Annotated in this window: 24 protein-coding genes; 10 read left to right on the plus strand and 14 right to left on the minus strand. The window is 71.9% G+C overall.

Features of this window, described 5'->3' with window-relative positions:
* The first annotated feature begins 38 nt into the window (after positions 1 to 38).
* The 9 genes from ACIQ7D_RS14605 to rbsD all read left to right on the plus strand — a co-directional run bounded on the left by ACIQ7D_RS14605 (position 39) and on the right by rbsD (position 13,033).
* The gene (locus ACIQ7D_RS14605; RefSeq protein WP_403937484.1) at positions 39 to 1,697 is read left to right on the plus strand and encodes a phytoene desaturase family protein; all 1,659 of its coding nucleotides are present in this window, start codon (positions 39 to 41) and stop codon (positions 1,695 to 1,697) included.
* Positions 1,698 to 1,737: 40 nt separating this feature from the next.
* Entirely contained in the window at positions 1,738 to 2,967 is a 1,230-nt protein-coding gene (locus ACIQ7D_RS14610) for a cytochrome P450 (protein ID WP_403937349.1), read from the plus strand.
* A 124-nt stretch (positions 2,968 to 3,091) separates the two neighbouring features.
* On the plus strand, positions 3,092 to 4,543 hold the full coding sequence (locus ACIQ7D_RS14615) for a CoA transferase (protein WP_403937351.1): 1,452 nt from the start codon (positions 3,092 to 3,094) through the stop codon (positions 4,541 to 4,543).
* A 128-nt stretch (positions 4,544 to 4,671) separates the two neighbouring features.
* Positions 4,672 to 6,756 (plus strand): beta-N-acetylglucosaminidase domain-containing protein, encoded by a 2,085-nt coding sequence (locus ACIQ7D_RS14620; protein WP_403937353.1) that lies wholly within the window; start codon positions 4,672 to 4,674, stop codon positions 6,754 to 6,756.
* A gap of 165 nt (positions 6,757 to 6,921) precedes the next feature.
* Entirely contained in the window at positions 6,922 to 8,034 is a 1,113-nt protein-coding gene (locus ACIQ7D_RS14625) for a LacI family DNA-binding transcriptional regulator (protein WP_403937355.1), read from the plus strand.
* Positions 8,031 to 9,641 (plus strand): sugar ABC transporter ATP-binding protein, encoded by a 1,611-nt coding sequence (locus tag ACIQ7D_RS14630; RefSeq protein WP_403937357.1) that lies wholly within the window; start codon positions 8,031 to 8,033, stop codon positions 9,639 to 9,641. The genes ACIQ7D_RS14625 and ACIQ7D_RS14630 overlap by 4 nt, the downstream gene beginning before the upstream one ends.
* Positions 9,631 to 11,604: a substrate-binding domain-containing protein gene (locus tag ACIQ7D_RS14635; protein ID WP_403937359.1), complete on the plus strand. Its 1,974-nt coding sequence runs from the start codon at positions 9,631 to 9,633 to the stop codon at positions 11,602 to 11,604. The genes ACIQ7D_RS14630 and ACIQ7D_RS14635 overlap by 11 nt, the downstream gene beginning before the upstream one ends.
* 83 nt (positions 11,605 to 11,687) lie before the next feature.
* Positions 11,688 to 12,650, plus strand: a complete 963-nt coding sequence (locus tag ACIQ7D_RS14640; RefSeq protein ID WP_403937362.1) for a ribokinase — start codon at positions 11,688 to 11,690, stop codon at positions 12,648 to 12,650.
* A complete protein-coding gene (rbsD, locus tag ACIQ7D_RS14645) occupies positions 12,647 to 13,033 on the plus strand; it encodes a D-ribose pyranase (protein ID WP_403937363.1) in 387 nt (128 codons plus the stop codon). The genes ACIQ7D_RS14640 and rbsD overlap by 4 nt, the downstream gene beginning before the upstream one ends.
* Positions 13,034 to 13,118: 85 nt before the next feature.
* Here the strand turns inward: rbsD and ACIQ7D_RS14650 are convergent, their stop codons facing one another.
* The 3 genes from ACIQ7D_RS14650 to ACIQ7D_RS14660 all read right to left on the minus strand — a co-directional run bounded on the left by ACIQ7D_RS14650 (position 13,119) and on the right by ACIQ7D_RS14660 (position 18,118).
* On the minus strand, positions 13,119 to 14,912 hold the full coding sequence (locus ACIQ7D_RS14650; RefSeq protein ID WP_403937365.1) for a nickel transporter: 1,794 nt from the start codon (positions 14,910 to 14,912) through the stop codon (positions 13,119 to 13,121).
* On the minus strand, positions 14,909 to 16,345 hold the full coding sequence (locus tag ACIQ7D_RS14655) for a tetratricopeptide repeat protein (RefSeq protein ID WP_403937366.1): 1,437 nt from the start codon (positions 16,343 to 16,345) through the stop codon (positions 14,909 to 14,911). Before ACIQ7D_RS14655 ends, ACIQ7D_RS14650 begins: the two co-directional genes overlap by 4 nt.
* Positions 16,346 to 16,576: 231 nt before the next feature.
* Entirely contained in the window at positions 16,577 to 18,118 is a 1,542-nt protein-coding gene (locus tag ACIQ7D_RS14660; RefSeq protein WP_403937368.1) for a DUF4331 domain-containing protein, read from the minus strand.
* Between the two features lie 348 nt (positions 18,119 to 18,466).
* On the opposite strand from ACIQ7D_RS14660, the gene ACIQ7D_RS14665 reads away from it, so the two are divergent.
* The gene (locus ACIQ7D_RS14665) at positions 18,467 to 19,177 is read left to right on the plus strand and encodes a 1,4-alpha-glucan branching protein (RefSeq protein ID WP_403937370.1); all 711 of its coding nucleotides are present in this window, start codon (positions 18,467 to 18,469) and stop codon (positions 19,175 to 19,177) included.
* Positions 19,178 to 19,343: 166 nt separating this feature from the next.
* Here the strand turns inward: ACIQ7D_RS14665 and ACIQ7D_RS14670 are convergent, their stop codons facing one another.
* From ACIQ7D_RS14670 to ACIQ7D_RS14720, 11 genes are all read right to left on the minus strand, one after another.
* Positions 19,344 to 19,748 (minus strand): hypothetical protein, encoded by a 405-nt coding sequence (locus ACIQ7D_RS14670; RefSeq protein WP_403937371.1) that lies wholly within the window; start codon positions 19,746 to 19,748, stop codon positions 19,344 to 19,346.
* Between the two features lie 136 nt (positions 19,749 to 19,884).
* A complete protein-coding gene (locus ACIQ7D_RS14675; protein WP_403937373.1) occupies positions 19,885 to 20,112 on the minus strand; it encodes a DUF5133 domain-containing protein in 228 nt (75 codons plus the stop codon).
* Between the two features lie 261 nt (positions 20,113 to 20,373).
* Positions 20,374 to 20,544, minus strand: a complete 171-nt coding sequence (locus ACIQ7D_RS14680; RefSeq protein WP_403937374.1) for a hydrophobic protein — start codon at positions 20,542 to 20,544, stop codon at positions 20,374 to 20,376.
* An 88-nt stretch (positions 20,545 to 20,632) separates the two neighbouring features.
* A complete protein-coding gene (locus tag ACIQ7D_RS14685) occupies positions 20,633 to 21,091 on the minus strand; it encodes an SRPBCC family protein (protein WP_403937377.1) in 459 nt (152 codons plus the stop codon).
* Entirely contained in the window at positions 21,088 to 21,459 is a 372-nt protein-coding gene (locus ACIQ7D_RS14690; protein WP_403937379.1) for a hypothetical protein, read from the minus strand. Before ACIQ7D_RS14690 ends, ACIQ7D_RS14685 begins: the two co-directional genes overlap by 4 nt.
* A gap of 9 nt (positions 21,460 to 21,468) precedes the next feature.
* Positions 21,469 to 22,083 (minus strand): DUF4184 family protein, encoded by a 615-nt coding sequence (locus ACIQ7D_RS14695; protein WP_403937381.1) that lies wholly within the window; start codon positions 22,081 to 22,083, stop codon positions 21,469 to 21,471.
* Positions 22,035 to 22,406 carry a hypothetical protein gene (locus tag ACIQ7D_RS14700; protein WP_403937383.1) on the minus strand — a complete coding sequence of 124 codons (372 nt, stop codon included), beginning with the start codon at positions 22,404 to 22,406 and terminating at the stop codon, positions 22,035 to 22,037. The genes ACIQ7D_RS14695 and ACIQ7D_RS14700 overlap by 49 nt, the downstream gene beginning before the upstream one ends.
* Positions 22,403 to 22,738: a PadR family transcriptional regulator gene (locus ACIQ7D_RS14705; protein WP_385005666.1), complete on the minus strand. Its 336-nt coding sequence runs from the start codon at positions 22,736 to 22,738 to the stop codon at positions 22,403 to 22,405. The genes ACIQ7D_RS14700 and ACIQ7D_RS14705 overlap by 4 nt, the downstream gene beginning before the upstream one ends.
* Before the next feature lie 37 nt (positions 22,739 to 22,775).
* On the minus strand, positions 22,776 to 22,976 hold the full coding sequence (locus ACIQ7D_RS14710; protein WP_403937385.1) for a ferredoxin: 201 nt from the start codon (positions 22,974 to 22,976) through the stop codon (positions 22,776 to 22,778).
* A gap of 42 nt (positions 22,977 to 23,018) precedes the next feature.
* Positions 23,019 to 24,245 (minus strand): cytochrome P450, encoded by a 1,227-nt coding sequence (locus tag ACIQ7D_RS14715; RefSeq protein ID WP_403937386.1) that lies wholly within the window; start codon positions 24,243 to 24,245, stop codon positions 23,019 to 23,021.
* A 45-nt stretch (positions 24,246 to 24,290) separates the two neighbouring features.
* Positions 24,291 to 25,802, minus strand: a complete 1,512-nt coding sequence (locus ACIQ7D_RS14720; protein ID WP_403937388.1) for an MFS transporter — start codon at positions 25,800 to 25,802, stop codon at positions 24,291 to 24,293.
* Positions 25,803 to 25,846: the final 44 nt, after the last annotated feature.

Below are 25,846 nucleotides of genomic sequence, written 5' to 3' on the forward strand. Positions count from 1 at the left end.
CGCACGGCATGCCGGCTGCCCGACCCCGCAGAAAATCCATGATCGTCGTCGGCGGGGGACTCGGTGGTCTGTCCACCGGCTGCTACGCGCAGATGAACGGCTACAGCAGCCAGGTCTTCGAGATGCACGAGATCCCCGGTGGCTGCTGCACCGGCTGGGGCCGCGGCGACTTCACCTTCGACTGCTGCATCAGCTGGCTGCTGGGCAACGGGCCCGGCAACGAGATGCACCAGATCTGGCTCGAACTGGGCGCCCTCCAGGGCAAGGAGATGCGCCACTTCGACGTGTTCAACATCGTGCGCGGCCAGGATGGCCGGGCCGTGTACTTCTACTCCGACCCTGACCGGCTCGAAGCCCATCTGCTCTCCCTCTCGCCCGCCGATGCCCGCCACATCCGGGGGTTCTGCGCCGGGCTGCGCAAGTTCCGTACCGCGCTGCCCGCCTATCCGTTCCTCAAGCCCGTCGGGCTGATGAGCCGATGGGAGCGGTGGCGGATGCTGGCCGGCTTCGTCCCGTACCTCAATCTGTTCCGTACGTCGATGTCCGTCCTGATGACGGAGTACTCGGCCCGGTTCCAGGACCCGCTGCTGCGTGAGGCGTTCAACTACATCCTGCTGGAGAAGCACCCCGGCTTCCCCGTGCTGCCCTTCTACTTCCAGATGGCATCGCAGGCGAACCGGTCGGCCGGGGTGCCGGAAGGCGGCTCGCTCGGGCTGGCCCGCTCCATCGCGGACCGGTACCAGCGGCTGGGCGGCGAGATCACGTACAACGCCAAGGTCGAGCGGATCCTCGTCGAGAACGACCGCGCGGTGGGGGTACGGATGGTGGACGGGCGGGAGTACCGCGCGGACATCGTCGTCTCGGCCTGCGACGGCCCCACCACCCTGCTGAAACTCCTCGAAGGCCGCTATCTCGACGACGACTACCGGCGGCTGTTCACCAAGACCATCGAGGAGCCGGGCATGGTCTTCCCCGGCTATGTCAGTGTGTTCCTCGGGCTGCGGGCGGGCTTCCCCGAGGGGGAACCCACCACCACCCATCTCCTGGACGAGACGATGGCCTCCAAGCTCATCGGTATCCGCCATCCGAGCATCAACGTGCAGTTCCGCAGCCGGTTCTATCCCGAGCTGTCACCGGACAACACGACCGTCATCTACGCCACGTACTTCTCCGATGTCGCGCCCTGGCGTGAACTGAGCGAGGGGCCCGAGCAGTTCAGCCGGCTCCGCCGGGGCGGCGAGCTGCACACCCTGCCGGTGCGGCGGGGCCGCTCCTACTCGGCGGCCAAACGCCGGGTGCGGGACACCGTCGTCGACTTCCTGGAGGAACGGTATCCGGGGCTGCGGGACTCGATCGCCGTACGGGACACCTCCACGCCGCTCACCCAGATCCGGTACACGGGCAGTTACAACGGGACCGTCCTCGGCTGGCAGCCCTTCGTCGAGAGCGGCGAGACCATGGAGGAGCTGGTCAAGAAGCACGGGCCCGCCCTGCCAGGGCTGGAGAACTTCTACCTCTCCGGGGTGTGGGCCACCACGGGCGGCCTGATCAGGGCCGCCGCCGCCGGACGGCAGGTCCTGCAGTTCATCTGCCGGGACGACGGCATCGACTTCACGGCCTCCGTCGACGACACCGCACCACCGCCCACCCACGTCGTCGTGCCCGTAGGCCCCCAGGGCCTCTCCCGTACCCCGTAAACAACGCTCAAGGACCGCGCCAGGAAAGGCGGACACACCCATGTCTCCCCAGCCGCAACAGCAATCCACGCAGCGCCCCGAACCGCTCTCCTACCCCTTCTGGAACCTCGGCGGTCTGGATCCGCACCCCGGGTACCAGCGGCTGTGGGACCAGCCGCTGGCCCGGGTGCGCCTGGCCTACGGCGAGGACTCCTGGCTGGCCACCCGGCACGAGGACGTCCGCGCCGTCCTCTCCGATCCCCGGTTCAGCATCGGCGAGGCGGTCCACCGCGACCATCCACGGATCGAGCGGATGCCCCGGATCAGCGGCGGCCTTCTCACCAGCGCGGACCAGGACCACTCCCGGATGCGCTCCCTGCTGAGCAAGGAGTTCACCGCGCGCCGGATCGAGCGCCTGCGGGACCGGGTCAGGCGGGCCGCCAACGGGCTGCTCGACCGTATGGAGGAGACCGGTCCGCCCGCGGACATGATCGAGGACTATGCCTTCCCCCTACCCATGACGATCATCTGCGAACTGGTGGGCATCCCGTACGCCGACCACGTTCATGTACGGCACTGGGCGGACGTCGTGTGCTCGGGCAACACCCCGCCCGAGACGATTCTGGAGGAAGCCGGGCTCTTCAACGCCCGCATGGAGGGCTGGGTGGAGGCGCGCCGCCGGGAGCCCGCCGATGATCTGCTCACCATCCTGGTCCGGGGCCGTGACGAGGAAGGGCTCATCACCGAAGGCGAACTGATCGACATCCTCGGCGAACTCCTCATCGGCGGATTTGTCACGACCACCAACCAGATCGGCAACTTCTTCTCGCTCATGCTGCTCCACCAGGAGAACGGCGACGACATGCTGAGCCGGCTCCGCGCCGACCTCGGCCTCATCCCAAGGGCCGTGGAGGAGCTGCTGCGCTTCGTCCCTCTGCTCAACGGAGTGGTCCTGCCGCGCTACGCCATGGAGGACATCGAGCTGGGCGGTGTGCTGATCCGCGCGGGCGACCCCGTCATCGTCTCCCCGACCGCCGCCAACCGGGACCCGGGGGTCTTCCCCGAGCCGGACGAGGTCGTCCTCGACCGTCCGGGCAACCCCCATGTCAGCTTCGGGCACGGTGCCCACTACTGCCTGGGCGCGCACCTCGCCCGGCTGGAGCTCCAGGTGACCCTGGAGCAGGTGGTCACCCGCTGGCCGGAGCTGCGGCTCGCCGTCGGGGTGGACGAACTGCGCTGGCGGTCGAAGGAGTTCTTCAGCGGACTGTACGAGCTGCCCGTCGCCTGGTGACCTGACCGGTCGGCCGGGCCGGGGCCCGCGACGGTGACGCGGGCCCTGATTCTCACCCGGTTCGAAGCGGAGATCTCGGAGCGGGGGTACCGGAACGGCGCCGCCGACGCGGGACAATGGCCGCATGACGCAAGGAAACGACGCGGCGACCGCTCACGCGTGGGCGGTACTCGGCGGCCGGGCCGGACGCGCGGAATCGGTGACGTACGAAGGCGCGGGCGAGGTGCTGGCGGCCCGGCTGCCCGTGCGGGAACTGGCGCGGGCGACCGTGGGCGTGTGCTCGCTGGCCGCCGCGGAACTGCTCGCGCTCCGCCGCGGTGTACCCGTACCGGCGGTACGGGTACGGGAGGGGGCCGTCGCCACGGCGTTCGTCAGCGAGCGGTATCTGCGGATCGACGGGCGGGCCCTCACGGGGTTCGCGCCGCTCTCCGGGTTCTGGCGCGCGGCCGACGGCTGGGTCCGTACGCACGCCAACTACCCGCACCACCGCGCCCGGTTGCTGGACGCCCTTGACATCAGGGACGCGGGCGACGGCCCGGCGACCACCCGGCGGCTCGCGGTCGAGGTGGCGACACGCCCGGCCCGGGAGATCCAGGAGACCGTGTACGCGGCGGGCGGCCTGGCCGTGGCGGTGGCGTCCACGCCGGCGGAACCGACCGTCCCGATGTCCGCGGGCAGTGGCGCGCCGCCGCTCGCCGAGATCAGGACCGTCGAGGCCGGGGAAGGGAGAGCCCGGGTCAAGGCCGGCGGGGCCAGGGCGGGCGAGGCCGGGACGGCCGGGGAGGGCCGGCCGCCGCTGCCACCGGCCGCGCTTCCGGCCGAGGGGGTACGGGTGCTGGACCTCACCCGGGTCATCTCGGGCCCCGTCGCCACCCGTACCCTGGCGCTGCTGGGCGCCGATGTCCTGCGGGTGGACTCGCCCCGCCTGCCGGAGCGGCCCGACGCCCACACCGACACGGGGGCGGGCAAGCGTTCGGCCCTGCTGGATCTCTCCGCCACGTCCGACCGGCGGGTCTTCGAGGAGCTGCTGGACACGGCCGATGTCGTGGTGACCGGCTACCGGCCGGGCGCGCTCGACCGGCACGGGCTGTCCCCCGACGCGCTGTCGGCCCGGCACCCCGGCCTGATCGTCGCGCAGCTCTGTGCCTGGGGCTGGTCCGGGCCGTGGGCCGCGCGGCGCGGATTCGACAGCCTGGTGCAGGCGGCCAGTGGCATCGCCGCGAGCGAGGCGGCGGCCGACGGCAGTCCGGGCGCCCTGCCGGCCCAGGCGCTCGACCACGCTACGGGGTATCTCATCGCCGCCGGGATCCTGCGGTCCCTGACAGACCGTCAACTCTTCGGCGGGGGCCGGCATCTGCGGTTCTCGCTCGCGGGCACCGCGTCCTGGCTGTTGCACGGTGTCGGGCACACACCGGTGGAGGGCGGCCCGTACGATCCCGCGCCCTGGCTCACCGAGACCCCCTCGGCCTACGGTCCGCTGCGCCACGCGCTCACACCGGTGCACTACGAGGGCGCGCCGGTCACCTGGTCGCGTCCGCCGACGCGCTGGGGCACGGATCTGCCGCGCTGGAGCTGACGGCCCGCGGCGCCTGTTCCTGACCCGATCCCCCGACCACGCCATCTTGACATGCACTCGCCCGGATGGTGGTTTAGACCAATCGGTCACCGGCCGGTGACCGGGCCCCGCCCTCCCTTGGAGTTGCCGTGCTCCGTCGGTCCCGAAGGCACCACCCCGGAAACTCCCTTCTCGGCCTCCCTCTTCTCGGCGCCCTGGCACTGACGCTCACCCCACTCACTCCCCTCGCCCCACTCGACCCGCTCACTCCGCCCGCCTCCTTCACCGCCGCACCCGCCGGTACGTCCGCCGGTACGCCCGCCGACGCGTCCGCCCCCACGGACCAGCTGCCGGTCATCACTCCCGCCCCGCAGCGGATGACCGCCACGGGGCGCGCGCTGCGCGTACCGGACCGGGTACGGCTGGCCGTCGGCGCGGGGGCCGACGCCGCCGGTCTCGATGTGATCAGAAAGGCGCTGGCCTCCGCCGGGGCCCGCAGGATCGACCAGGTACCGATCGCCGGCACGGGAGCCACCCCGGCCCCGGCCTCCGGTGCACGCGACCCGCGCCTCACCGTCGTGGTCGGATCGGTCACGGACCGGGCGGTGGCCCGCGCCCTGCGCACGGCGGGCGGAAGCGTCCCCGGCACGCTCGTCGCGGAGGGGTACGCACTCGCCTCCGGCGCGGGCGACCGCCGTACCGGCGCCACGGCCGTCCTCGCGGGCAACGACGCGGACGGCGTCTACTACGCGGCACAGACCTTCCGGCAGTTGGTGACCCCCGCACGCGGAACCCTCGCAGCCGTGTCGATCACCGACCACCCCCTGATGTCTCTGCGCGGCAGTATCGAGGGCTTCTACGGCGCGCCCTGGTCGCACGCCGACCGGCTCGACCAACTCGCCTTCTACGGCGCCGTCAAGGCCAACACGTACATCTATGCCCCCAAGGACGACGTGTACCTGCGGGAGAGCTGGCGCGACGCGTACCCCGCCGACCGGCTCGCGGAGCTGCGCGAGCTGATCGACCGTGCCACCACGCACCACGTCGACTTCACCTACGCCATCTCCCCCGGCCTGTCGGTCTGTTACAGCGACCCGAACGACGTGAGCGCCCTGGAGAACAAACTCGAAAGCCTCTACGCGCAGGGGGCGCGCAGCTTCTACGTGGCGCTGGACGACATCAGTTACACGAGCTGGAACTGCCCCGCCGACCAGGCGGCGTACGGCGCTCCGGGTCGCGCCGCCGCCGGGCGGGCACAGGCCGATCTGCTCAACGCGGTGCAGCGCGGCTTCATCGACACGCACGACGGCGCCCGGCCGCTCCAGATGGTGCCCACCGAGTACTCCGACATGGCCGACTCCCCGTACAAGAAGGTCCTGCGTGAGCAGCTCGATCCCCGGGTGGTCGTGCAGTGGACGGGCAACGACGTCGTCCCGCCCTCGATCAGTGTGACCGACGCCCGCGCGGCCTCGGCGGTCTGGGGACGCAAGGTGTTCCTCTGGGACAACTACCCGGTCAACGACTACGGGCAGACCACGGGCCGGCTGCTGATGGCGCCGTACGACCGGCGCGAGGCCGGGCTGCACGAGGAGTTGAGCGGTATCGTCCTCAACCCCATGAACCAGGCGGCCGCGAGCAAGGTCGCGCTCTTCGGCGGGGCGTCCTTCGCCTGGAACGACCGGGGTTACGACGCCGGACGCACCTGGCGCGCGGCGGCCGGCCATCTGGCGGACGGTGACCCCATGACCACCCGGGCGCTGCTGGCCTTCTTCGACACCCAGCATCTCGCGCCGACGTTCGGCCCGGAGAACTGGCAGCCGCAGGCGCCCGTGCTGGGCGCGGCGCTGGGCGACTTCCGCGCCGTATGGTCCACCGGCTCCGACCGCGAGCGGCGGTCCGCGCTGCGTGAGCTGTCCGCCTACGCCGCTCTGCTCGCCGACGCGCCGGAGCTGATCCGAAACGGGGTGGCGGACCAGGGTTTCCTCCGGGAGACGGCGCCGTGGCTGACCGCGCTCGACCTGTGGGGCGGCTCCCTGGACGCCACGCTGGACGGGCTGCGGCAGCAACTCGGCGGCGGCAGCGGTGAACGGTCCTTCGCCGAGGCGGCCGCGCTGGCCCGGCAGGCCGCCGCTGTCCGGACGATCCCGGGGACGACCCGGCCGCAGGGCACGATCAAGGTGGCGGACGGGGTCCTGGACACCTTCGTCGAGGAGGCGCCGGGCCTGCGCGGCTGAGCGGGGCCGGTGTCCTGGGGAAGGGGCCCTGGCCCCTTCCCCAGGGCGTGAACGGCCAGGTTTCATCACGATCCGGTTTCAGGACACCCTCGGACTCTTGCTTTCTCCCTGTGAAATCGATTCCAATCCTCCGTGTAATCGATTCCACAAGGAGGTGGACCGACGATGGCGGCCATCAAGGACGTCGCGGCGCAGGCAGGTGTCTCCGCCGCCACGGTTTCCCGCGTGCTCAACGACCATCCGTCGGTCAGCCCGGCCTCCCGCGCCCGGGTGCTCGCCGCCGTCGCCGCGTTGGGGTACCGGCCCAACGCCGTGGCCCGCTCGCTGCGCACCGACGAGACCCGCACCCTCGGCCTGGTCATCAGCGATGTGCTCAACCCGTACTTCACCTCCCTGGCGCGGGCCGTCGAGGAGGAGGCGCGGGCCCTCGGCTACAGCGTGATCATCGGGAACGCGGACGAGCGGCCCGAACTGCAGGACCACCACATCCGTACGCTGCTGGACCGCCGGATCGACGGACTGCTGCTGTCCCCCACCGACCGCGGGGCGAAGCTGATAGGCGACGCGCTGCGCGCCGATACGCCGGTCGTCTTCGTGGACCGGTGGATCCCTGGGGTGGACGTGCCGGTCGTCCGGGCGGACGGGCGCGCCGCCGTACGGGACCTGGTCGGGCATCTGCTGGCGCTCGGCCACCGCAGGCCGGCGATCATCGCGGGCCCGGCGGCCACGACCACCGGCAGCGAGCGTGTCGACGCGTTCCGCGCGGCGCTCGCCGAGCACGGGGTGCCGCTGCCGGACGCGTACATCGGCCAGGGCGACTTCCAGGCCGAGAGCGGGCGCCGGGCCGCCGAGCGTTTCCTCGCCCTGCCCGAGCCACCGGACGCGGTGTTCGCCGCGGACAACCTGATGGCGCTCGGCGCGCTCGACGCGTTCCGCGCCCGGGGGCTGCGGGTCCCCGAGGACATCGCGCTCGCCGCCTTCGACGACATCCCCTGGTTCGTGCACACGGACCCGCCGATCACCGCGATCGCGCAGCCCACGGACGAGCTGGGGCGGGCCGCCGTTCGGGCGCTGGCGGATCGGATCGCGGGCCGCGAGCCGCCGTCCGTGACGCTGCCCGCCCGGCTGGTCGTACGCCGCTCGTGCGGCGCGGCCTTCCCGCCGGAACGGCCGGACCCCCTCCCACCGGAACGGCCGGATCCCGTACCGCCGGAACCGCGGGCCCCCCTCCCACCGGAACGAACCCCATCAGCACGATCGCAAAGGAGCGACCCGTGAGTCACCCGGACGAGTTGCTGCGTGTCGAAGGGATACGCAAGACCTTCCCCGGCGTGGTGGCGCTCGACAGCGTCGACTTCGATCTGCGCCGCGGCGAGGTGCATGTCCTCCTCGGCGAGAACGGCGCCGGCAAGAGCACCCTCATCAAGATGCTCTCCGGTGCGTACCGGCCCGACAGCGGCAGGGTCCTCGCCGGCGGGGAAGAGGTACGTATCCACGGCGCGCAGGACGCGGAACGGCTCGGCATCGCCACCATCTACCAGGAGTTCAACCTCGTCCCCGATCTGACGGTGGCCGAGAACATCTTCCTGGGGCGCCAGCCACGCCGGTTCGGCCTCATCGACCGCAAGAGGATGGAGGACGATGCCGCCGCCCTGCTGGAGCGCGTCGGTGTCACCACTCCGCCCCACACCAAGGTCCGTGAACTGGGCATCGCCCGGCTCCAGATGGTCGAGATCGCCAAGGCCCTCAGCCTCGACGCGCGGGTGCTGGTGATGGACGAACCGACCGCCGTGCTGACCTCCGAGGAGGTGGAGAAGCTCTTCCGGATCGTGCGCACCCTGCGCGAGGAGGGCGTGGGCATCGTCTTCATCACCCACCATCTGGAGGAGATCGCGGCGCTCGGCGACCGGGTCACCGTGCTGCGCGACGGCCGCAGCGTCGGCCAGGTGCCCGCCTCGACCCCCGAGGACGAACTCGTACGCCTCATGGTCGGCCGCAGCATCGAGCAGCAGTACCCGCGCCGCCGCGCGGAGACCGGCACCGCGCTGCTCCGGGTGAGCGGGCTGACCCGCCAGGGCGTCTTCCACGACGTGGGGTTCGAGGTCCGGGCCGGCGAGGTCGTCGGCATCGCGGGGCTGGTGGGCGCGGGCCGCACCGAGGTCGTACGGGCCGTCTTCGGCGCCGATCACTACGACAGCGGCACCGTGCGGGTGGACGGGGTCCCCCTGCCTCGGTACGACGTCGGCGCGGCGATGGCCGCCGGGATCGGCCTCGTGCCCGAGGACCGCAAGGGCCAGGGCCTGCTGCTCGACGCCTCGGTGGCGGAGAACCTGGGCCTGGTCACCCTGCGCTCCGCGACCCGTGGCGGGCTGGTGGACCGCAAGGCCCAGCACATCGCCGCTGCCCGGATGGCCGGACAACTCGGCGTACGGATGGCGGGACTTGAGCAGCGGGTGGGCACCCTGTCGGGCGGGAACCAGCAGAAGGTCGTCATCGGCAAGTGGCTGCTGGCCGATGTCCGGGTGCTGATCCTGGACGAGCCGACGCGCGGTATCGACGTCGGCGCGAAGGTCGAGATCTACCAGCTCATCAACGAACTCACCGCCGCGGGCCACGCCGTGCTGATGATCTCCAGCGATCTGCCGGAGGTGCTCGGCATGAGCGACCGGGTGCTGGTCATGGCCCAGGGCCGGATCGCCGGTGAACTCACCGCCGGCGAGGCCACCCAGGACGCGGTGATGGCGCTCGCCGTGAGCACCGGGCCGTCCGCGGCCGACACCGTGACCGTGCCCGCGAGTGCGACACCGAGCACGAGCACAACACCGAGCACGACAACCGACACCACAGTCGACGAAGAAGGAGTGGAGGGCTCCCGTGGCCACTGACACGCTGCAGAGCGAGAAGAACACAACAGGCGGCGGTGGCGCCCCGGGGCTCCGCCGTCTCCTCCTCGACAACGGCGCCCTGAGCGCCCTGGTCGTCCTGGTGGTGGCGATGTCGCTGCTGTCGGGCGACTTCCTGACCACACAGAACCTGCTGAACGTCGGTGTGCAGGCCGCGGTGACCGCGATCCTCGCATTCGGTGTCACCTTCGTCATCGTCACGGCGGGCATCGACCTGTCGGTCGGCTCGGTGGCCGCACTCTCCGCGACCGTCCTGGCCTGGTCGGCGACGTCCGAGGGGGTGCCGGTCTGGCTGGCCGTCATCCTCGCCGTCGCCACCGGCATAGCCTGCGGGTTCGTCAACGGCGCGCTCGTCTCGTACGGCAAACTCCCGCCGTTCATCGCCACGTTGGCGATGCTCTCGGTGGGCCGCGGCCTCTCCCTGGTGATCTCGCAGGGCAGTCCGATCGCCTTCCCCTCCTCGGTCTCGCGGCTGGGTGACACCCTCGGCGGCTGGCTGCCCGTGCCGGTCCTGGTGATGATCGTGATGGGGCTGATCACCGCGGTGGTCCTGGGCCGCACCTACCTCGGCCGCTCGATGTACGCGATCGGCGGCAACGAGGAGGCGGCACGCCTCTCCGGACTGCGGGTCAAGCGTCAGAAGGTCGCCGTCTACGCCCTGTCCGGGCTGTTCGCCGCCGTCGCGGGCGTCGTCCTCGCCTCCCGGCTCGCCTCGGCGCAGCCGCAGGCCGCGCAGGGGTACGAACTCGACGCGATCGCCGCCGTCGTCATCGGCGGCGCCAGCCTGTCGGGAGGGGTCGGCAAGGCGTCCGGCACTCTGATCGGCGCGCTGATCCTCGCGGTGCTGCGCAACGGCCTCAATCTGCTGTCGGTGTCGGCGTTCTGGCAGCAGGTCGTCATCGGTGTCGTCATCGCGCTCGCGGTGCTGCTCGACACGGTGCGCCGGCGTGCCGGTTCCACCCCGGTGACGGGCGGCGCGGGCGGCGCGGCCGGTGCGGGCGGGCCCGGGGGCAAAAAGGCGCAGGCCGTGAAGTACACGGTCGCGGCGGTGCTGGTGGCCGCCGTCATCGGCGGTGTCTCCTTCTGGAACAACGGCTCCTCCGGCGGTACGACCAAGCTGGGCCTGTCCGTCTCCACCCTCAACAACCCGTTCTTCGTGCAGTTGAAGGCGGGCGCCCAGGCCGAGGCGAAGGCGAAGGGAGTCGACCTGACCGTCACCGACGCGCAGAACGACGCCTCCCAACAGGCCAACCAGATACAGAACTTCACCAGTGAGGGCATGTCCTCGGTGATCGTCAACCCGGTCGACTCGGACGCGGCGGGCCCCTCGGTGCGCGCCGCCAACAAGGCGGACATCCCGGTGGTCGCCGCCGACCGTGGTGTCAACAAGGCGGATGTCGCGACACTCGTCGCCTCCGACAACGTCGCGGGCGGCGAGCAGGCGGCGCGGACCCTCGCCGACAAGCTCGGCGGGAAGGGCCGCATCGTGGTCCTCCAGGGCACGGCGGGCACCTCGGCCAGCCGGGAGCGCGGCGCGGGCTTCGCCCAGGGCATCAAGGCATACCCGGGTATCAAGGTCGTCGCGAAACAGCCCGCTGACTTCGACCGCACCAAGGGCCTCGACGTGATGACGAATCTGCTCCAGGCCCACGCCGGTGTGAACGGTGTCTTCGCCGAGAACGACGAGATGGCGCTCGGCGCGATCAAGGCGCTGGGCGGCAAGGCGGGCACGTCGGTCCCGGTGGTCGGCTTCGACGGCACGCCCGACGGACTGAAGGCGGTCAAGGCGGGCACCCTGTACGCGTCGGTGGCGCAGCAACCCGCCGAGCTGGGCAAACTGGCCGTACGCAACGCGATCGAGGCGGCGGCGGGCAAGAAGATCGACGCGATGGTGAAGGTGCCGGTGAAGGTGGTCACGGCGGAGAACGTGGCCGACTTCTCCTGACCGCCGCGTGGTTCCCGTACCCCTGCGACCCGCACCCCGCACCGCCGCACCGCCGCACCCCGAGGAAACGGAGAGAGACAGCGATGTACGACTACGACCTGCTGGTCGTGGGGTCGGCCAACGCCGACCTGGTGATCGGCGTCGAGCGGCGCCCCGGCCCCGGCGAGACCGTCCTCGGTTCGGACCTGTCGGTCCATCCGGGGGGCAAGGGCGCCAACCAGGCCGTCGCCGCCGCCCGCCTCGGCGCCCGTACGGCGCTGCTGGCGCGGGTCGGTGACGACGCGCACGGCCGGCTGCTGCTCGACTCGCAGCGCTCGGCCGGGGTCGACACCGCGGGCGTACGGTCCGGCGGGGCGCCCACCGGGGTCGCGCTGATCACGGTCGACCCGTCCGGGGACAACAGCATCGTGGTGTCCCCGGGCGCCAACGCCCGGCTCTCCCCCGAGGACGTACGGGACGCCGCGCCACTGCTGGCCGCCTCGCGCGTGGTCTCCACCCAGTTGGAGATCCCGCTGGAGACGGTCACCGAGGTGGTACGGGGGCTGGCGCCGGGCAGCCGCTTCGTCCTCAACCCGTCGCCTCCGGTGGAACTGCCCGCCGAGATCCTGGCGGCGTGCGACCCGCTGATCGTCAACGAGCACGAGGCACGGGTCGTGCTCGGCGCGGCGGAGGCGCCCTCGGCGGACCCTGCCGGGGACTCGGACGAACCGGCCGACTGGGCACGGGCGTTGCTCGCGCTGGGACCGCGCTCGGTGGTCATCACCCTGGGTGAGCGCGGCGCGCTGGTCGCGGACGACCGTACGACGACGCTCGTACCGTCCGTGCGGGTGCGTGCCGTGGACACCACGGGCGCCGGTGACGCGTTCACCGCGGCGCTGGCGTGGCGGCTCGGCGCGGGCGAGGAGCTGGCGGCGGCCGCCGCGTACGCCGCGCGGGTGGGCGCCGTGGCGGTCACCCGCGCGGGCGCCCAGGTGTCGTTCCCGACGGCGGCGGAGGTGGCGTCGCTGCACGACGGGGAGTCATCGGCGCAGGAGGTGTCCCGGTGAAGAAGTCGGGCATCCTGAACCGTCATCTCGCGGGCGCCACAGCGGAGTTGGGTCATGGCGACGGCGTGCTGATCTGCGACGCGGGCATGCCGGTCCCGGCCGGCCCCCGCGTGGTCGACCTGGCCTTCGTGGCCGGGGTGCCGTCCTTCGCCCAGGTGCTGGACGGGCTGCTGGAGGAGCTGGTCGTGGAGGGCGCGACGGCCGCCCACGAGGTACGGGAGGCGAACCCGGAGGCGGCGAGGCTGCTGGCGCGGCTCCCGGATCTCGGATTCGTCCCGCACGAGGAGCTGAAGGCCCTGTCGGCGGGCGCGCGGCTGATCGTACGGACCGGTGAGGCGCGGCCGTACGCGAATGTGCTGCTGCGGTGCGGAGTCTTCTTCTGACCGGGCCGGTTCCCGACCGGGCCCCGTCCCTGGCCGGGGCCCGGTCCTGAGCGGGGCCCGGTCCTGAGCGGCCTCCCCCGGCGGCTCATCCCAGACCGGTCAGGATCCCCCGGAGCAGCAGCCCGCAGCCCAGGGCGAGAACGACGACGGCCGACGCGAACGGGGCCGCCCGGTGGGCCAGGGCCAGGAAGCGGCCCCGGGAGCGGGCGGCCAGTCTGCGCGTGGTGGTCTCGCGCAGCCGTACCACCGCGAACCCGGCCCCCGCGAGGGTGACGGCGAGCCCCGCCCCGTACGCGATCACCAGCAGGAACCCGAACCACGCCTGCCCGAGGGCCGCCGCGCCCACCAGCACGACGACGGCGGACGGGCTCGGGACCAGTCCGCCCGCGAAGCCGAGGAGGACGATCCCGCGTAGTCCGGGGGCGGGCGGGAGGTGACTGCGGGCGTAGGCGAGCGCGTGGGCCTCGGCGTGGGCGTCGGCCTCGTCATGACCGTGGCTGTGTCCGTGGTCGTGCGTGTGTCCGTGATCGTGCGCGTGGTCCTTGCGCTCCGCCGTGAGCGTGGCCACCCCGCCCGTGGCCGGCGCCCGGTCGTGGTCGTGGCCGTGTGTGTGGTCGGGTGCGTGCTCGTGCCGGTGTCCCGACGCGAGTACGGGCTCCCGCGCCTCGTCGGCCGCCCCGTGTGCCGTCCCGTGCGGCGGGTGGAGGTGGGAGTGCCCGTGGGTGTGGCCGTGGGAGTGCCCGTGGCTGTGGCCGTGCGGGTCTCCCCGCTCGCCGCGCCGGTGTCGCCATGCCCTGCGCAGCAGCAGCGCGCCCGCGACGGCGACCAGCGCGCCGCTCGCGAGGGAGAGCCAGAACACCACCGTGGGCGCGGCCGCCGAACCCGCCACGATCAGCGCGCCCAGCGCGAAGACACCGAGCGTGTGCGTCATGGTCACCGAGAACCCGAGGGCCAGCACATCGCGCAGGGAGCTGCGTCCGCCCGCCGTCGCCGCGGCGGCCATCATCGTCTTCCCGTGCCCCGGGGCCAGTGCGTGCATGGCGCCCAGCAGCAGGGACACCCCGAGCGCGAACGCCGCGAAGCCGACGGTCAGTTCATGCCGGGCCACCAGCCCGGTGAGCGCCTGCGCCCAGCGGTCGGCCCCACGCGGCAGCACCCCGGCCACCGGGGAACCGCCCTTGTCGTCCTCGCCCCCGGACAGCGCGGGGCCTCCCGCCCGGACCGTGAAAGCGGCCGACCTGTCATCGGGCGGTGAGGAGAGCAGATCGCCCGGGTACGAGGTCAGCCGCCGCGATACGGAGTCACGCGGCAGGTCCTCCGACTCCGTGAGCGTCATCCGGTCGCCCCGCGCGGTGATCTCCCGCCAGCCGGCACCGGTCGCGACGCCCGCCGGGTGGTACGCGATCCGCTGCGGAGCGTCGTCCGGCAGCGGCGCCGTCAGCGCGCAGGTCACACGGAGCGTCCGCAGCCCCGCCTGCCCCGGGTGCTCCCGCGCCTTCGCGGCGCCCGCCGTGACGGGGGCGGGCGCTCCGCCGCCCTCCCCCACCCGCAGCCGGGCGCCGGAGGCGGCCGTGGCACACCGCTCCGCGGCCCACGCGGCGAGTTCGGCGGTGTCCAGCTCGTCGTTCCCGTCGGTGTCGATGCGACCGCGTTCCTGCGCGGCCGGGATCTCCGCCAGGTCCTCCACATGGTCCACGCGCAGGGTGCCCGGGGCGACGACCAGCCCGTCGTACTGGCTGACGGTGAAGTTCCCGAGCGGGTGCGCCTGCGCGGCCTGGGCGGGCAGCAGCGCGAGCGCCGCGCCCGCCGCGAGGGTGGCGAGCGCGGTGGCGGTGGTACGCCGCCGTACCCGCCGCCCGCTCGTACGCCGTCCCGTCATGAGTCCTCCCGGGGTCCGGATCCGGTGAGCGCGGACAGCGCGGCGGTGGCCTCGCGCGCGCCGGTGGGCGAGAAGCCCGGGTTCAGGTCGAGCGCGGCGGTCAGGGAGCGGCGCGCGGCCTTGTCGTCACCGAGGGCCCGCTCGATCATGCCGCGGTGGTGGAGGAACGAGGCGTTGCGGTAGCCGGGCGACGCGGCGGTCGCCTTCTTCGCGTACGTCAGCGCCTCGCGGTCCTTGCCGTCCGCGTGGAGCGCCCAGGCGAGCGCGTCCGCGGTGTGGACGCTCTCGCGGCGGGACCACTCGGCGCGCGCCGCTTCGAGCGCCTGTCCGGCGTCGCCGTGGTCGGCCTCGACGAGCGCGGACTCCAGGTCGGTGGCGACCCCGTTGGCGCGGGCCAACCTGGTCCAGGTGCCGATGAGTTCGTACTGTTCCTCGGCCTTCTCACGCTGCCCGGACGCCTCGTACAGCTCGCCGAGCGCGGCGAGCTGGCCCGGCAGGGGGTAGCGGCGTACGACCTCTTCGAGATCGCTGCGCGCCTCCTCGGTCCTGCCCTGCGCGGCACGGGTCCGGCCGCGCCCCTCCAGCGCGGGCACATACCGCGGGTCGGCGCGCAGCGCGGTCGCGTAGTGGTCCAGCGCGTCGGCGTACTGCCCCTGGCTCCAGGCGAGTTGGCCGAGCGTGGTGGCGACGTACGCGACGTCGGCGGTGCTGGAGGCCGAGTTCAGCGCCCGCAGCAGCACCTCGCGCGCGCCCTTGACGTCGCCGCGCAGTTCCCGTACGTACGCGTACCGGGTGAAGACGGGGAGGCCGGGACGGCGTCGGTCGGCGAGTTCCACGGCCTTCGACGCCTCGTCGTAGCGGCCGAGTTCGACCAGCGCGTCGACCCGGGTGGAGAGCGCGCGTTCGCTGTACGGGTTGACGCGCAGCGCCCGGTCCGCCTGGTTCAGCGCGGCGGGGAAGTCGTGCCGTGCGGCGGCCAGCGCCGAACGCCCGGCGAGTGCGGCGTCGTTCTCGTCGGCGGGGCGCAGCGCGAGGGAGCGTCCGAACGCCTTCTCCGCCTGCGGGTAGCGCGTGGGATCGCCGCTGGTCCTGGCCTGTTCGACATAGGCCGCGCCCAGGGTCGCCCAGCCGGTGGCGTCCTTGGGCTGCGCCTTGAGGTGTTTCTGGAGGGAGTCGATGCCCTGGGCGAGGTCCCCCGAGGTGAGCCGTTCGACGGGGGCGCTCGCCGCGAGTGCGGGGGCGCTCCGTACGCTCCGGTCCTCCTCGCCGACCGCGCCGAACGCCACCGAGGTCGCGGTGAGCACCAGGGCGGCGGCCGTGACGGTGAGGATGTGGCGTCGGCGTCCCGTGTCCGTGGTCGTCCGCTCCCCCTCGGCCCCGACCTCGCCCTCGCGCGCACGCCGTCGCGCGAACTGCGGCTTCCGTACGAGCATCGCTCTCGCCTTCCTCGGATCTCTCGGTGGGGGTGGTGGGTGGGTCGCGGTGGTGGTGGGTCGCGGTGGCGGTGGTTCACGGTGGTAGTGGTGGTGGGTCGCGGTGGTGGTGGGTCGCGGTGGCAGTGGTTCACGGTGGTGGTGGCCCGGCGGAACCCGTGGGGGACGGATGACGCCGCCGGGCCGGTCACAGGGGCCGGTCAAGCCCCGCTCTCCGTACCGGAGCCGGCGTCAGCCGACCCAGGACGGGCGTGAGCGGCGAGCCCGTATCCATGTCGCGCCGAGGCCGATCAGCAGGGCGACGACGGCGCCCGCTCCGGCGGAGACGAGCATCACCGTGGTGGTGGACCACGACGCGGTGAGCGAGGACATACCGCCGGTCAGCCCGGTCGCCGCGCCCTTGGTGGCCACGTCGGTGGCGTCGACGTCGGAACCGGCCTTGGGGAGCCCGACGTACGGGAAGTTCTTGTCGAACTCCTTGTCGTTGGCGTCGACCGCGTCACCCAAGTCGTTCTTCGCGCCGACGAGTTCGCCCTCGACGACCTGGAGCGCGATGTCCAGCACATCGTCCGTCAGCCGGCGCCCGTTGGGGAAGCCCGCGTTGTCACCGTCCAGCACACCCAGCCGCTTCGGCTTCGCGACCGGCTTGATCGAGGTGTTGAGGCGCAGCATCTCCGAGGGGGTGACCTTCGGCGGCTGGTTGAGGTCCTTCACACCGGTGAGGAAGACCGAGACGAGGTCGTCGCGCGGCTCCGCCGGGGCCTTGATGTCGTAGATCGCCTCGATGAGCTTGGGCAGCTCCGGCTCGGTGACGTTCTTCAGGAAGTCGCCGTCGTCCTCCGGCGAGGAGGCGTTGAACTTGTCCTTGTCCTTGACCGGGTTGACGACCTCGTTGACCAGCGGCATGCCGAGCCGCGACACCCGGGTCCACTCCCCCGAGGCGTTCTGGCGCTCGGTGGTCGAGTAGATGCCGACGATCGGCTGCTCCTCCGACTCGCGGAGGTAGGAGTTCGGGACCTGGAGAGCGATCGAGTTGACGTTGTAGCCCTTGAGGGTGTCGTTGCCGACCTCCGACAGGTCACCGCCGTACAGCAGGTCGAAGACCCGCAGATCGGCGAAGAACGGGTCGTCGGCCTGGCCGGCGAAGGCCTTGATCCCGCCGGCGACCTTCGTCACCGCCTGGTCGCGGAGCTTCTGGTAGTCGGGCATCGACGCCTTGCCGACGTTCGACGGGGCGACCGGCAGGTTCTCGGCGACCTTGTGGTGGGAGACGACCTTCTTGTGCTCCAGTCGCAGCAGTTCTATGTCGTAGGTCTGCGTGAAGTTGAGCTCCGGGGAGTCCAGGCTCCCCACGACACCGGTGTTGTAGAGGAAGGTGTTCTCGTTCTTGCGGTGGTCCTTGAACGTGAACCGGTAGAGGAGGTCGTCCTGGGCGTCCCCGTTGCTGTCGATGTGGATCTCGTAGCGGGCGTCGGTGGCGAACGTGAAGAAGTTCGGTCCGCCCGCCGGTTCCTGGAAGGGGAGGACGTTGGCGACGATGGTCGTCGTGTCGGGGTGGTCCGGGCTGACGAACGCGTAGAGGTCCGTGTTGTCGAACTGGGGCTGCCCGGAGATCAGGGGCGCTTCGCGGTGGCTGGAGGCGTGTGCGGTCTGTGGCACCAGCGCGGCCACGCCGGTGGCGGTGACCCCGCCGGCGGCCAGCGCACCACAGGCGAGCAGCGCGACGCTCCCGCGTCCTCGCCACGTACGCCCGCTTCTGGTGATTGCGGTCATCGAGTCCGTCCTTCATCCGTCATCAGGGCCGTTCCGGCTTGCTGTACGTGCTTACGTGCGCGATCCCGGTCTTGTTCGGTCTCGTTCACGGCACTTCGGGGCGCCGGGAGCCCACTGAGGGCAAGAAGCCATGGCAGGGCTGGGTCGTAGCCGGATCGGACCTCCTCAAAATAAATTTCGGCCGGACCAATCCATCGGGGGCCGCGCAACGAAGAAGAGAAGAGGAAGGGTGTTGTCGCACGTCAGAGCGGTGCGCGGCGGGCAGTCCGGTGACAGGATGGCACCGACCGGGCCACGGCCCACGGCCCCCGGCACGGAACGTGGCACACGCGAAAGGTGTCCAGACGCATGGCAGTTGTCCACCGCACCACACTGACCCCCACCAAGCTGGAGCTGCTCGGCTCCTGGCTTCCCACGCGGCCCTGGTTCCGCGGTGGGGAGCGCGTCCCGGAGCTGAGCCGCGATGGTGGGTTCCGGCTCGACGATCCGCGGGGGGAGGTGGGGATGGAGTTCATGGCGGTCACCGATGTGTCGGGCGACCGGCCGCTCACGTACCACGTGCCGCTCAGCTACCGGGGAGCGCCGCTCGACGGGGCCGACGACGCGCTCGTCGGGACCAGCGAACACGGGGTGCTGGGACGGCGCTGGATCTACGACGGGGTCCATGACCCGGTGCTCGTCGCGCAGCTCCTCGCCCTGCTCGACGGCGCCGCGGAGCCGCAGGCCCAGAGCCTCAGCGACACCCCTGACCCGTCCGTCGTCAGCCACTTCGCGGCGGCCGGCCGTACGGGAGCGTTCGCGTCCCTGACGGCGAGTGACGGGCCGGACGGCACCGATCTCCTCGTACGGACGGCTCCCGCCGGTGCGCCGGACGCGGCCTCCGGCGACGAACCGGGCCGGCTGCTGACCCTCCGCGTCAACCGGACGCTTCTGGCCGACCAGGACACCCCCGCCGGCGCGCCCGAACCCCTCGGGCATGTCACCGCGGGGTGGAGCCTCCCGGACGGGACGACGGTGCGGGGCCGGTACGTCGTCGTGAGCGGCGTCGCGGCGGAGTAGGCGCGGGTACGCTCCTGGCCCGGGCACGGGAAAGCCGGCCGACGGGTGCACGTCGACCGGCTCCGTTTCCAGGCGGCCCCCGGGTCCGTGATCAAGGGATCGCGGGCTCGGGACCAGGGTTTTTCGTTTGGATCCGGCTGAGCCCAGCAAGACCCGAACGACAAGCCTAGGCGATCGCGGGTTCCTGCTCCCGCTCCTCCTCCTGAGCGGCGGCCGAGGCGTCGGCCTTCGGCTCCGCCTTGCTCTTCGCCCCGGCCCTGGCCGAGTTGCCGGCCGAAGCGCTCTCGGCGCCCTCCCCGGCGTCCTCGGAATCATCGCCGTCCGCGCCGCCCTCGGCGATGTCGAGGAAGTGACGGATCGCCTCGACCGACAGTTCGAGTTCGTCGGAGGCCTCCAGTTCGCCGCCGAAGACCTCGACTGCTTCCGCCACGGCCTCGGCCAGCTCCGCCTCGGCCTTGCGCAGTTTGGCCTCGGCCTTGTCGACGGTGTCCACCACCGCTAGCTGGCGACGCTGCTTCTCCTGGAGCTTCTGCTTACGGGACGGGCTCTTCTCGGCGGTTTGCGAAGTCATGACCAAGATCATAAGCCGAGCGTCGGCAAACCCCGAAATTGCCAAATGACGTCCTTCGGAAGGGCGTTCCACCGGCCCTCTACCCCCGCCCCCGGCGAGTACGACGACATGGCCCGGGACTCAGCGCGTTTCGCGGTCAGGGAGTGAGGACGGAATCGTCCTCCACGCGCGCTCCCGGCAGCCGGAACCGGGCCGCGATCAGCGCGGCGTCCACGTCCCGTGTTCCCGTCGCCACGCACAGCGTGTAGGCGACGTTCTCCATCCGCAGGCGAGCCTCCGCGCCGCCCTGTTCTGCCTGCAGCACCGTCAACGCCTCGTACTGCTCGATGAGGTCGCGCAACACCGCGGGGTGGGCCATGAGCATGAGACGGAATCCCTTCGTCGTGGGCCGGAGGCAGGTACGGCCGAGGGGCGAGTACCCCGCTTCCCCGTCCGTACTCCGGGAGGTTGTTCCCGGCGTCGGCCTCCCGGCGCCCGCCCCCCTCCAGGTCCGTGCGAGGCGCGGGCCCTCACGACCGGAGGTGCCGGAACGGCGAAGGGGCGGCGGAGAGTCTCCGCCGCCCCTTCGCCGTCTTCAGTGTTCCGTGTGGTTCCGAATGTTCTGTGTCTTCCTCCGGTGATACGGCTACCACCGGTACCAGCGTGACCTGCCCCCGGCGGGTCCGGCGCCGCGTGCGACAAATCCGAGCAGCCACAGGACCAGTACGATCAGGGCGATCCACCAGAGAACCTTCACCGCGAACCCCGCCCCGAAAAGAACCAGAGCGAGAAGCAAAACCAAAAGCAGCGGGACCATATCAGTACCTCCTGATATTCGGGTTCCCCGCATTCCCGGCCCTACACGGCCGGGGTCTCCCCTGCCGGATCAGGACCGTGGGGTCCGGTCATACCGGAGGGATATGGCCACGCCAGGCACCGCTCTCGCCGCCGCGCCCCTCGATGAAATGCTTGAAGCGCCGCAGGTCGCCCTTGGCCCGGCGGTCGATGATGCCGACCGCGTCGGCGGCCTTCTCCGCGAGGCCGGAGGGCTCGACGATCATTGCGAGATGGACCCGCGTGCGGGTGTCGTCCAACTCCTCGAAGGTGACGACGCCCTCCTGCTTCACCTCTCCGGAGACGGTGCGCCAGGCGACGCGCTCGTCCGGGAGTTGATCGACGATTTCCGTGTCGAACTCCCTGCGGGCACCCGAGACACTCATGACCCAGTGATTGTGGCGGCCGTCGAGCTGGGTGACCTGCTCCACCCCCTCCATGAAACTCGGGAATTCCTCGAATTGTGTCCACTGGTTGTACGCGGTACGGACCGGGACCTCGACGTCCACGGATTCGGTGATCGTGCTCATCGCGTGTCTCCTTTCGTGGGAAGGGTGTCCGCGTCGGCTTTCCGCTCCTCGGGGAATGAAACACCGGCCGGCCCCGTCGTCGGTCGGCGCGGGACGGCGCCGATCTGCCACAGGACGGAGTGCACGAGCAGGACGACCGCGAACGAGGCACCCGCTCTCTTGGCGGCACCGGTGAGCACGCCTTCGGCGAGGGTCCCCCACGGAGCCGGGACCGTCCTGGAGGGATAGCTGGTCTCGCTCGCGCCGTCACCCAGGTCGACGGTGGCCGGCCGGCTGTAGTCCACCTCGGTCACCTGACGGTGGGCGTGGAAGTCCTCACGGGCGTGGACGGCGCCGCTCAGCAGGGGCGCCGCGATCAGCAGAGACACCACACCCCATCACACGACGGAACGCGGGCGGGCTACGGCGCCGTTGTCGTCGCCGTGGGCCCGCGGACGACCCCGGCGCCGCCAGAGGTGCCGGCCGAGGGCCGCCAGCCCGAAGGCGGTGCTCGCGTACTGGAGCAGCCGGGCGGCGGTCAGTCCGCCCACGACCGGGGCGCGCAGCGCCGGCACATGGGTGACCAGGAGGCCGTCGCCATGGGTGAAGGAGTCCCACGCCACGTGGGAGGCGATTCCGATCAGGGCGGAGACCAGCAGCCACAGGGTGTACCGGGCCCTGGCCCGCGCGCCGTTCGTCCGCTCGGCCTCCGCCAGGCGGAGGCCGGCCGGGAGCAGGGCGGCGAGCGGCGCGCGCAGCAGCCGGCCGGCGGCGACCAGACCGAGGGCCCAGGCCAGGGCGACCAGTGTGCCCGCGCCGGGCGTGTGGCTCCGCGTGGCGTTGAGGAGGGGCCCGTACCAGTCCTGGGCGCTGGTCTCGGCGACGCCGAGGGCGGCCAGGAAGTACGGAACGTCGGGCGCCATGGCGCCCGCGACCAGAGCCGCCGGTACGAAGGGACGGCGCATCAGCGGCAGCACCGCCGCGGGGTGGGACAGGATGAACGGCAGATCCACGGACCGTGCATGGTGGCGAGCTGGATCCGTACCGGGGCCGGTGAGAGCACGAGCCCGGCGTACCAGCGTGTCAGAGACAGACCGCTGTCCACCGCGGCGGCCGCCAGCGCGAACGGCGCGGCCAGGGCGAAGAAGCGCCCCGCGGGCGACGCCGGGTCGAGACCCAGCCGAACCCGCAGGGCGTGCGCGGCCAGGTCGGCGTCCGCGCGCAGCCGGGCCTGACGCGACAGGTCCGCCGTCATCTCCCGGTGCACAGCGAGGATTTCCCGCCCGTGGGCGGCCCGGTACGCGGCCGGATACAGCCGGACGAGGGCCTTGCTCACGCCGGCGCCGCCGCGCCGTCCGCCAGCCGCCGCCTGACCTCCCGGGCGGTGGCGGCCAGCCGCTCCGCCTCCGCCTCCAGCCGCTCGCGTCCGGCGGGGGCGAGGGCGAAGACACGACGGGCCCGGCCGTCCACCACCTCCTCACGCTCCACCTGGATCAGACCCTCCGCCAGCAGTCGGTCCAGTGCCCCGTAGAGGGCCCCGGTGCGCGGTGTCACCCGCCCGTCGGTGATGGCCTTGACCTCCTGGGCCGCGGCGTACCCGTGCCGAGGGGCGTTCGCCAGCGCCGTCAGCAGCAGCAGCGCCAGCTCCTGCATTCCTCGTTCGCTCATACCACCGGAGTATTCCGCCCGACGGAGGGTGCGGTGCTCACGTCCCGTCGCTGACGGCGATCGCGGCGGCCGGGCATACGGCGGCGGCTTCGCGGACCGCGGCGTGCTCCACCGGGTCGGGTTCGGGGGTGAGGAGGATGACGACTCCGTCGTCGTCCCGCTGGTCGAACACCTCCGGGGCGACGAGCACACACTGTCCGGCGCCGCAGCACTTGTCCTCATCGACGGTGATCTTCACGAGGGCTCCCTTTTTCTTCGACGGTGGTGGTGGGCCGGTGGGTCACCAGCGGACGGGCACCTGGCGCAGCCCGCCCACCAGGAGCCCCTCCACCCGCTCCAACTCCTCGGTGGGCACTGCCAGTTCGAGGGTGGGCAGTTTGCGCAGCAGCGCCTCCAGGACGACCTGGAGTTCGGTACGGGCCAGCGCCTGCCCGAGACAGGAGTGCGGGCCGGCGCCGAAGATCAGGTGGGGGTTGGGGGTGCGGGCGAGGTTCATCTCCTCGGCGTCGTCGAAGACGTCCGCGTCCCGGTTGGCCGCCGGCATGCTGCAGATCACGGTGGTGCCCCGCGGGACCGTCTCTCCGCCGACCTCGTAGTCCTCGCTGAGGTAACGCCGGAGGCCGAAGCCGAGGTTGGTGTCGAAGCGGAGCGCTTCTTCGACGGCGGTACGTACGAGCGCGGGGTCGGCCAGGAGTTGTTCCCAGCGGCTGCGGTCCGCCAGCAGCATGGCCAGCATTTTGCCGATCATGTTGGCGGTGGTCTCGTGTCCGGCGACCAGCAGGCCCATGCCGGTGGCCACGAGTTCGGAGTCGGAGAGCCCCTCTCCCTCCCCCTCGCTCTCCTTGATCATCATGCTGAGCAGATCGTCGGCCGGGCTCTGCCGCTTGGCGGTGATGTGCTCGGACATGTACCGGACGAATTCGGTGTGCGCGGTCTCGATCTCCGCCTGGGAGAAGCGGGTGATGCTGAGCATCGCGTCGGACCAGTGGGAGAAGCGGTCCCGGTCGGCGGCGGGCACACCGAGCATGTCGCAGATGACGTACACGGGCAGGAGGAAACCCACGTGTGCCTTGAGGTCGGCGGGGTGGCCGTGCGCGACCATGTCGTCGATGAGCTGGTCGGCCGTGGCGGTCATCCCGGGCCGCAGCGCTGTCATGCGCTTGGCGGTGAACCACTTGCTGACCCGGCGCCGCCACCGCTGGTGCGGTTCGCCCTTGGTGGGCAGGGAGAGGGCGCTGTCGCCGTTGGTGACCGCGGCCCCGCCTCCTCCCTCGGAGGAGAGACGGGCCGCGTTGTCGGCGGCGGTGGGGCGGACGAAGCGGGCGTCGGCCAGCAGGGCTTTGACATCCTGATGCCGGGTGAGGAGCGTCGCGCTGTCGCCGCTGGGCAACTCGACGCCGGCGACCGGGCATTGCCGGCGCAGACGGTCCCAGTCGGCGGGCGCCTCCAGCGCTCCGTCGACGGGCAGGGGGTAGCGCACGGTCGGTTCGCTCTGGCTCTGGCTCATGGGGGAGCTCCCTCGTCAACGGTGGTGTTCTCGCCGCCGGACGGCCTATGCCGTCGTCCGGCTCGGTCCTGCGGGTGGTCCCTCCTTTCCGCTCGCACGGTCGGCGTGACCGGGCGGGTGTACGGGGCCGCTCGCGCCGGGCTCCGCAGGCGGCGGACCGGCGGGAGTCGGGGCGTCGCGGGGTATGGCGAGCGTCAGGAGGGCCGCGGCCAGGGCGACACCGCCGCCGATGAGGACGGCGGCACGGAAGCCGTCCTGCGTGGGCACGGCGTGGCCGCCGACGTCATGGCTCATCCGGGCCAGGACGACACCGGTGACGGCACTGGACACCGAGAGCCCGACGGAACGCATCAGGGCGTTGAAACCGTTGGCCGCCGCGGTCTCGGAGCGGGGCACGCTCGCCATGATGAGCGCGGGCATCGCACCGTATGCGAAGGCCACACCGACACTGACGACGCAACCGAAGATCACGACGCCGGGGACCGAGCCCATCAGGGGCGGCGCGAGGGCGTAACCGAAGGCGACGACCAGGGCCCCGGTCAGCAGCGAGGTCCGCGGTCCCGAGCGGGCGGACAGCTTGGCGCCGAGCGGGGAGAAGGCCATCATGACAAGCCCGGTGGGCATCATCCACAGTCCGGCCGCGAGCATGGACCGGCCCAGGCCGTAACCGAGCGACGTGGGCAGTTGCAGAAGCTGGGGCGCGACGAGGGACTGCGCGAACATCGCGAAGCCGATCATGATCGAGGCCAGGTTGGTCAGCAGGACTCGGCGACGGGCCGTGGCCCGCAGGTCGACCAGCGGGTCGGCGGTACGCAGTTCGAACCGTCCCCAGCCGAGGAGGACGACGACGGCCGCCGCGAACAAACCCCCGGTCGTCGCACTGGTCCAGCCCCATGTGGCGCCCTTGGACACGGCGAGCAGCAGGCAGACGAGGCCGACGGCGAGCCCGAGTGCGCCCGGCATGTCGAAACGGCCGCGCGCGGCCGGTGGTACGTACGGCACCTGGCGTGCGACGGCGAGGCCGGTCAGGGCGCTGACGGCGGCCGACCCCCAGAACAGCGCGTGCCAGTCGAAGTTCTGGGCGACAGCCGCCGACAGGGGCAGTCCGAGCGCGCCGCCGATCCCCAGAGACGCGCTCATGAGCGCCACCGCCGTGCCCACCCGCTCGGGCGCCACGACATCGCGCATGGTGCTGATCCCGAGCGGGACGATGCCCATGCCGATGCCCTGCACGGCCCGCCCCGCCACCATGGGGATCAGGGAGCTGGTCAGGGCACAGACCAGGGACCCGGCGACGAGCAGGGCCACACAGATCAGCAGCAGACGGCGCTTGCCGTAGAGGTCGCCCAGGCGCCCGAAGACCGGGGTCGCGACGGCCCCCGTGAGCAGGGGCGCCGTGATCACCCACGAGGCGCTGGAGGCGGACGTGTGCAGCAGCCCCGGGAGTTCACCGATCAGCGGGATCATCAGCGTCCCCATCAGGGACGCCACGATGCCCGCCGCGGCCAGGGTGGCGACGACCGCGCCGGAGCGCGCCGCGGGTGCGGAAGCCTTCATAAAAATGCACGCTACACATGCAATGCATAATGCACAACAAGTGC

The sequence above is a fragment of the Streptomyces sp. NPDC096310 genome, assembly GCF_044763125.1.
In the GTDB taxonomy this organism is placed as follows: Bacteria; Actinomycetota; Actinomycetes; order Streptomycetales; family Streptomycetaceae; genus Streptomyces.

Bases quoted from the DNA above. Each gene is read 5' to 3' on its own strand.
- ACIQ7D_RS14640 (WP_403937362.1), top strand. From the start codon at position 11,688: ATGTACGACTACGACCTGCTGGTCGTGGGGTCGGCCAACGCCGACCTG.
- ACIQ7D_RS14670 (WP_403937371.1), bottom strand. From the start codon at position 19,748: ATGACTTCGCAAACCGCCGAGAAGAGCCCGTCCCGTAAGCAGAAGCTC.
- ACIQ7D_RS14675 (WP_403937373.1), bottom strand. From the start codon at position 20,112: ATGCTCATGGCCCACCCCGCGGTGTTGCGCGACCTCATCGAGCAGTAC.
- ACIQ7D_RS14685 (WP_403937377.1), bottom strand. From the start codon at position 21,091: ATGAGCACGATCACCGAATCCGTGGACGTCGAGGTCCCGGTCCGTACC.
- ACIQ7D_RS14625 (WP_403937355.1), top strand. From the start codon at position 6,922: ATGGCGGCCATCAAGGACGTCGCGGCGCAGGCAGGTGTCTCCGCCGCC.
- ACIQ7D_RS14715 (WP_403937386.1), bottom strand. From the start codon at position 24,245: ATGAGCCAGAGCCAGAGCGAACCGACCGTGCGCTACCCCCTGCCCGTC.
- ACIQ7D_RS14615 (WP_403937351.1), top strand. From the start codon at position 3,092: ATGACGCAAGGAAACGACGCGGCGACCGCTCACGCGTGGGCGGTACTC.
- ACIQ7D_RS14610 (WP_403937349.1), top strand. From the start codon at position 1,738: ATGTCTCCCCAGCCGCAACAGCAATCCACGCAGCGCCCCGAACCGCTC.
- ACIQ7D_RS14655 (WP_403937366.1), bottom strand. From the start codon at position 16,345: ATGCTCGTACGGAAGCCGCAGTTCGCGCGACGGCGTGCGCGCGAGGGC.
- ACIQ7D_RS14720 (WP_403937388.1), bottom strand. From the start codon at position 25,802: ATGAAGGCTTCCGCACCCGCGGCGCGCTCCGGCGCGGTCGTCGCCACC.
- ACIQ7D_RS14650 (WP_403937365.1), bottom strand. From the start codon at position 14,912: ATGACGGGACGGCGTACGAGCGGGCGGCGGGTACGGCGGCGTACCACC.
- ACIQ7D_RS14665 (WP_403937370.1), top strand. From the start codon at position 18,467: ATGGCAGTTGTCCACCGCACCACACTGACCCCCACCAAGCTGGAGCTG.
- ACIQ7D_RS14660 (WP_403937368.1), bottom strand. From the start codon at position 18,118: ATGACCGCAATCACCAGAAGCGGGCGTACGTGGCGAGGACGCGGGAGC.
- ACIQ7D_RS14605 (WP_403937484.1), top strand. From the start codon at position 39: ATGATCGTCGTCGGCGGGGGACTCGGTGGTCTGTCCACCGGCTGCTAC.
- ACIQ7D_RS14705 (WP_385005666.1), bottom strand. From the start codon at position 22,738: ATGAGCGAACGAGGAATGCAGGAGCTGGCGCTGCTGCTGCTGACGGCG.
- ACIQ7D_RS14680 (WP_403937374.1), bottom strand. From the start codon at position 20,544: ATGGTCCCGCTGCTTTTGGTTTTGCTTCTCGCTCTGGTTCTTTTCGGG.